Annotated in this window: 4 protein-coding genes; 1 reads left to right on the top strand and 3 read right to left on the bottom strand. The window is 63.8% G+C overall.

Annotation, left to right across the window (positions count from 1 at the left end; genetic code table 11):
• Window positions 1-65: 65 nt before the first annotated feature.
• From pvdO to pvdM, 3 genes are read right to left on the bottom strand one after another with little or no spacing between them, the layout of a single operon-like run.
• A complete protein-coding gene (gene pvdO / locus AC07SU_RS19595) occupies window positions 66-938 on the bottom strand; it encodes a dihydropyoverdine dehydrogenase (RefSeq protein WP_494997953.1) in 873 nt (290 codons plus the stop codon).
• A 30-nt stretch (window positions 939-968) separates the two neighbouring features.
• Entirely contained in the window at window positions 969-2,237 is a 1,269-nt protein-coding gene (pvdN, locus tag AC07SU_RS19600) for a pyoverdine-tailoring periplasmic protein PvdN (protein ID WP_494997954.1), read from the bottom strand.
• Between the two features lie 19 nt (window positions 2,238-2,256).
• On the bottom strand, window positions 2,257-3,606 hold the full coding sequence (pvdM, locus tag AC07SU_RS19605; RefSeq protein ID WP_494997955.1) for a pyoverdine-tailoring dipeptidase-like protein PvdM: 1,350 nt from the start codon (window positions 3,604-3,606) through the stop codon (window positions 2,257-2,259).
• 142 nt (window positions 3,607-3,748) lie between these two features.
• Between pvdM and pvdP the strand changes: the two genes are divergently transcribed.
• A complete protein-coding gene (gene pvdP, locus AC07SU_RS19610) occupies window positions 3,749-5,365 on the top strand; it encodes a pyoverdine maturation tyrosinase PvdP (protein ID WP_494997956.1) in 1,617 nt (538 codons plus the stop codon).
• The last annotated feature ends 264 nt before the right edge of the window (window positions 5,366-5,629 follow it).

The following is a 5,629-nucleotide window of genomic DNA, read 5'->3' on the forward strand; positions in this document are numbered from 1 at the left end:
CCCCCCCCCCCCCCCCCCCCCCCCCCCCCCCCCCCCCCCAAGCCGGCTCCTACAGGGGGAGGTGTTTACAGTTCGCGCACTACCCGAAACCCAATCCAATCCCCCCGCGTCTGCGGGTAGATGTTGTTGCGGTTGCCCGAACGCGAGAAAACCGGCGCCTCGCCCCAGTCGTTGCCACGGATGATGTAGAGCTCACAGTTCTGCTCCGTCCAGGCACTGCCATCGGTTGGCGCGCCGACATAATTCGCGTGGTAGCAGTCGGCAACCCGCTCATACACGTTGCCATGCATGTCGTACATGCCAAAGGCATTCGGCGGGTAGCTGCCCACGGGGGATGAGTAGCTATAGCCGTCCGCCGGCCCATAGGTGTTGGCGTGTTCGGCGATGCTATAGCCCTTGCCCGCATCAAACGGGAAGGGGAATGGCCCCTTGGTACCGGCGCGTGCGGCGTATTCGCGCTGGGCTTCGCTGACCATCTGGTACTTTTGCCCGGTCTTCTTCGACAGCCAGGCCACGTAGTTCTTTATGTCGTCCATGTCCATGCACACCGCCGGCTGGCGCGGCCCCTGGGGGTAGCGCGGCTTGCTGGCGATGCATTCGCGGCCCGGGCGCGTGTCGCCATCGGCGATCTTGATCCCGGTCTGGCGCACATAGCTGTCCCATTCGCCTGCGGTGACGTGGAAGCGGCTCATGGCAAACGGCTTGGCGAAGGTCACTTCGTGCATCGGACCTTCGTCGGGCTCGCGGCCGACTTCATCTTCCGGGGTGCCCATGGTGAAGGTGCCGGCTGGCAGTACCACCATTTCCGGGCAGTCCTTGCAGTCCTTGAACACTTTGCCCGGCTGCGGAGTGGCGGCCTGGGCCAGGCCGGGCAACAGCGCGCCACACAAGGCGGTCAGCGCCAGGGCCGTGAGGGGTTTGAGTCGGGATGGAATCATGTGGGCATCTCGTTCAAAGGGAAGGGGAGGTCACGACACTTGGCTCAGCAAGGTCATGAAGCGCTGGATCTCATCCGAGTTGTTCAGCAGGCCGGGGGCGGTACGGATCACCGGGCCGACATCGCGACTCACGGCGTCGATCACCACACGGTTTTTCATCATGTGCTCCACCACCGCGTCGCTGTCCTGGCCCTTGACCCGGAAGAACGTAAAACCGGCCGATAACTCGGGGCTACGCGGGGTGACCAGCTCGATGTTCGGCCGCGCCAGCAACTCGCTCTTGAGTTCAGTGTTGAGTTCATGGATGCGTGCCTGCACCTGCGGCTTGCCCAGTTGCAGGTGCAGCTTGAAGGCCTCGTCCGCCGCCCAGCGATGCTCGAACGCGTGGTAGCCGCCCGGGGTCATGGTGGTGGCGAAGTTGGTGTCCTCGGAGAAGGTCGGCACCATCGGCGTGACGTACTTGTTCTCGCTGTCACGGGCGCAGACCAGGCCGGTGCCGCGTGGGCCGAACATCCACTTGTGGGTACCGGCAATAAAGAAGTCGCAGTGCATGTCCGGGAAGTCGAGGTTTTCCACGCCAAAGCCATGCACGCCATCGACCACATAGAGGATGCGGTCCTTGTCGTCGCGGTCGCGATTGAGTTCCTCGACCAGCTTGCCGATCTCGCCAATCGGCAGCTTTACGCCGCTGCCCGACTGCACCCAGGTCATGCCCAGTACCCGCGTATTTGGGCGGATGCTGCGCTGGATAGTGCCCAGCACTTCATCGGCGGACATGTGTTGGGTGTCTTCGAACAGCGTGATCCGGCGCACCTGTGTGCCTTCCTTGGCCACACGAAAATCCAGCACGTTCTGGGTGGCGTAGTGCTCGTGAACCGTGGTGAGGATTTCCTGGTCGGGGCGCACTTTGATCCCGCCATAAATCATCGCCAGGCCTTCGGAGGTGCTGCCAGTGAGGGCGATCTGAGCAGGCTTGGCGTTCAGGTAGCGACCCGCCCATTCACGCACCTGGCCTTCGCGTTTCCAGGTTTCTTCCAGGCCCCAGTCCATCGCCAGCCCCGGGTTACGGTCGATTTGCAGGCGATAGCGCTCGATGGCCTCACGCACCGGCTTGGGATGCGAGGCCACCAGGAAGTTGGAGAAATGCAGGTAGCTCGGGTCCTGGTTGAACAGTTGCTTGAGCCCCGTCCATGAGGAGCTTGCTGCCAGGCTCGGCGCGGCGGCCAATGCCTGTGGGAGCAGCGGCAGGCTCGCGGCAAATACGCCGGCCTGCTTGAGAAATGTACGGCGGTCGGTCATGGACTCACTTCATGGGTGATTAGCGATTGGCCAAGGGTTTGGCGGCTTTTTGTACCTGGTCCCACACCCGCAGGAAGTTGCCTCCCCACAGCTTGGCGATGTCCGCTTCGGAGTAGCCGCGCTGGATCAGTTCGGCGGTGACGTTGCGCACCTCGCCGACGTTCTCCCAGCCCTGGATGCCGCCGCCGTCGTTGAAGTCCGACGCGATGCCGACATGATCGATGCCGATCTTGCGCACGGTGTAGTCGATGGCATCGCCCCAGTCCTTGAGGGAGGCCTTGGGTTCCTCTTCCAGAATGCCGTACAGGCCCTGGGCATACTGGCCGAACTTCTGCTCCGGCCAGGCCGCGATGATTGCGTCGCCGGGCATCAGGGCCATGGCCAGGTTGGGCAGGGGAGGCAGGTCAAACCGTGCGCGCAGGGCATTGAGCTTGTCCTGGGTCGGCTGGCTCAGCGGGCGCAGGTAGGCCGGGAAGCCCACGACCTGCACCACGCCGCCGCTGTTCTTGATCAGTTGCAGTTCTTTGTCGCTGAGGTTGCGCGGAATATCCACCGACGCACGCGGCGCCGAGTGTGAGGCGATCATCGGCGTGCGGCTCAACTGCGCCACTTGCTCCAGCGCCTTGGTCGACATCTGCGACACATCAATGATCACGCCCAGGTCGTTCAGGCGGTGCACCGCTTGCTTGCCGATCTCCGACAGGCCTTCAAGGGCGTCGGTGGAGTCATTGAAGAACGGCAGCGGGCGCGACGAATCGGACCACGCGTTATTGCCGATATAGCTGAAGCCGAACATGCGCATGCCGCGCGCCGTCCACAGGTCCAGTTGGTTCAGGTCATTTCCCAACGGGTAGGCGTTGAGCATGCTGATAAAGATCGCGAACTTGCCCTCGCCATGCAGGCGACGGAAATCATCCGGCGTATAGGCAATGCCGACCTGGTTGGGGAAGTCGCGCACCATGCCGGAGATGATTTTGTAGCGCACCTCCTGCTCGTGGCGGGCCTCCTCGACAAAACCGTCGGTGGGCTTGTGCGGGGCATTGGGGCCGTTCCAGATCTCCGGCCAGCCGAAGATCGTCAGGGCGGCGCCCGACAAGCGCCCGCGTGCCGCCTTGGCCAGGTCGAACTGACCGTTGCCGTCCTTGTCAGCCTCGTTGTCGGCGGTGCCGAAATCCAGGGGCACGGTGATGTGGCTGTCGAATGACAGCAGCCGGTCCTGCATTTCATTGGCCTGCTTGATCACCGCCAGCGGGTAGCCGGCATTGCCACGGAACCAGTGGTCCCAGGCCAGGAAGCCTGCGCCGGCACCGATGGCCAATGCCAGTGGCAGGCCGATGTACAGCGCCTTTTTCGAACGTGGTTTTGTCATTGCCATCTCAGTCAGTTGAGGCCTTTGCTATCAGGGAAGAACGAGCGATGGCGGGGGAAATTTAGGTGGCGGCGCCACGCCGGTAAATTTCCCGTGGCTGCAAACGTTCTAGCTCTGATTAAGCCGTTTCCTAAGGTAGACAATGACGATCTCTCGACGTGGGTTCATCGCAGGCCTGGCGCTGACCGGCGCTGCCGTGCCGGCGGCCCTTTATGCCCATCGCGAGCTGACGCGTGAAGAATTCCCGATCACCCCTGGCGAGGCCACGGTGGACCTGGCCGATACCGACGGCCAGCACCTGGCGAACACTCTGCGCGGTGTCTGGAGCCTGCGCCTGGAAGGGCATGACGCCGGGCTCAAGGGGCTGCCGTTGGAAGGCCTGGAGCTGCTGCTCGACATCGCCCCCCGTGGCCGTGGCCTGCGGGGCTACCTGGACACGGCCGCCAACCTGCGCGCCGAGGGCGAGCCGCGATACCGCGTGCTCGGAGACCTGCTGACCGGCGACGGCGCCGTGCTGTATTGGCGGCTGATCGACCGTGACGCTGTCGGTGGCGTGCCGGCCTATGAATTCAAGATGACCCTCGACGAAGTCTGGAGCGGGTTTGGCAATGCCGGCAGCGGCACCCTCAGCGGGCAGATCCTCAGCCTTGATCGCCCGCTGGCCTTGACCGAGCGTGACAACCGCTTCATCGCCCACAAACAACTGTTCCCCGAAGCCCGCGAGCGAATCGGCCTCAACCCGACCCTGCTGGCCTGGCTGATCGCCCCCGAACATCGCCTGTTCCACCAACTGTGGCACGCCACCCGCGACCAATGGCACAAGCTGTCCGAAGACAAACGGGAAGCCCTGCGCGGCATCGGCTGGCAGCCCGGGCCGCGCGGCCAGGAGCGCGACGCACGGGGCAAGCGCAAGGACCGCAACGGCTCGGGCATCGACTTCTTCTTCATGCACCGCCACATGCTCGGTGCGGCGCGCTCCATGCAGGACCTGCCGTCGTGGCCGCAATTCCCTGAGCCCCAGCCGGCGCTGGAACGTGACCGCCTGGGCTTCGTGCGCTACTTCGACAACAGCGATGGCTTTGCCTTGCCGCCCACCTGGTCGGCGCCAAACGACGCGGACTACACGCAATGGGTCAGCGATATCAAGGCCGCCGAGACCTACCACAGCAATTTCCAGGTGTGGGAATCCCAATACCGCGACCCGCGCTACCTGGCCAAGCTGACCCTGGGTCAGTTGGGGTCGGAGATGGAGCTGGGCCTGCACGACTGGTTGCACATGCGCTGGGCCTCCGTGCCCCGTGACCCGTCCAACGGCGGCCCGGTGCCCTTTGCCCGCGACCCCGCCGACTTCGCCGCCCGCTGGTACGCGGCTGAGAACGACTTCCTCGGCGACCCGTTTTCCTCCCACGTAAACCCGGTGTTCTGGCACTTCCACGGCTGGATCGACGACCGCGTCGAAGACTGGTTCCGCGCCCACGAGCGCTTCAACCCGGGCGAGGTCAGCCGGCTGGAAGTCAACGGCGTGGCCTGGTTCGCCCCGGGCCGTTGGGTGGAAGTGGCAGACCCCTGGCTGGGCCCGGACACCCACGGCTGCAGCACCACGCCCGGGTTGCAGGTGGGCAAGTCGATGGAGATGGACCCGGAGGTCATGAAGCTGGCTCTGCGCATTACCTTTGGCGCGGATGAAGACGTGCTCAAGGGCTTGTTCAAGCGCGTGCCGAAACGGCCGTGGTACGCACGCAACTTGAAGCTCAAGTGAATCATTCGATCGCTCTCACGCTTCATCGTGGGGGCGCTCAAAAAAACCTGAATTTAAATTGAACCCGCTCTGATCCGCGCTTGTCCCCGCTTCCCATGTCACCCCCCGCGCTGCAAATCCCTTAATTTCCCAACCCTGTCGGAAGCCCCTCCAGGCCCCCGGCTGCGCCCGCATTTTTTACCGGGCAACCAGCACACCCCGATCCAAGCGGCAGCTGAAAACGGACTTTCTCCTCAACCGTGACTTATCAGGCAGGTTACCCCC

It is taken from the genome of Pseudomonas sp. GW821-FHT05H12, assembly GCF_059419385.1.